The organism is Rhizobium sp. P1_E6, from assembly GCF_056405875.1.
On sequence record NZ_JBFUBG010000340.1, the window covers coordinates 1 to 740 of the forward strand.

Annotated in this window: 1 protein-coding gene; it reads right to left on the reverse strand. The window is 57.6% G+C overall.

Annotated elements, in window-relative coordinates; all coding sequences use genetic code 11:
* Positions 1-706 (reverse strand): CHAT domain-containing protein (locus AC1D35_RS36620; protein WP_477942966.1); only part of this gene is annotated, 706 nt, incomplete at its 3' end.
* Between the last annotated feature and the right edge of the window lie 34 nt (positions 707-740).

Here is a 740-nt window from a genome sequence, read left to right on the forward strand (position 1 = left end):
AGTGTGAGATGACGATCGTCCGTGCGCCCGCTTGAAAAAAAGCGCGAGCAAGACCAGACAGGCCATCGGCGGCATACCCGATACGCGGCGCGGCGGTGTTGCACGCCGAGAGGATCACAAGGTCGGCGTTCAGATTGAGCTTGGCTATGTCGGTGGCCGTTAGAAAGCCATCGTCATGGCCAGGAACCGGGGTCATCACGAGCGCAGGCTCTCCGGTGGTGTTCTTCGTCGCAAGCAGTCCATGCGTGGCAAATGCAATAAACCTGAACTCGCTTAAGTCGGTGCTCAGAACCGCGTCTCGTGTTGCCTCGGAGCCCATCCTGAGCTGGCCGCCGTTCTTGCCGAACAAAGCATTCATCGCAAGAAGCTGATCGGCCGTTTCTGGCAAGCTTGCCATTTCGGAAACCTTCGTCACTGCTTCATCTGTCCCCTGCAGGACAATCAGGGTATTCAGCGCGTTGGCTGCAGCCACAACACCGGTGTCGTGAGGGGGGCCGAGTGTGGGGTTGCCGAACCCGATGAAGGATTTGGTTGTGCGACCAACCCGTGCGCTATGTTTCGATGTTGTAAGAGTTTCGAAACTCGGTGTCAGTTGAATCACGCTACGATTGGAAAGCCAATCGGCTCGGCGGTAGGAGTCGGAGACATCGACCGTCTGATTGTTTGGCTCAGAGGTCACGAGGACGGACAGTGGCAGGCTCTCCAAAGGCCCATCGGAACACACGACCAAGCTCGTCAAG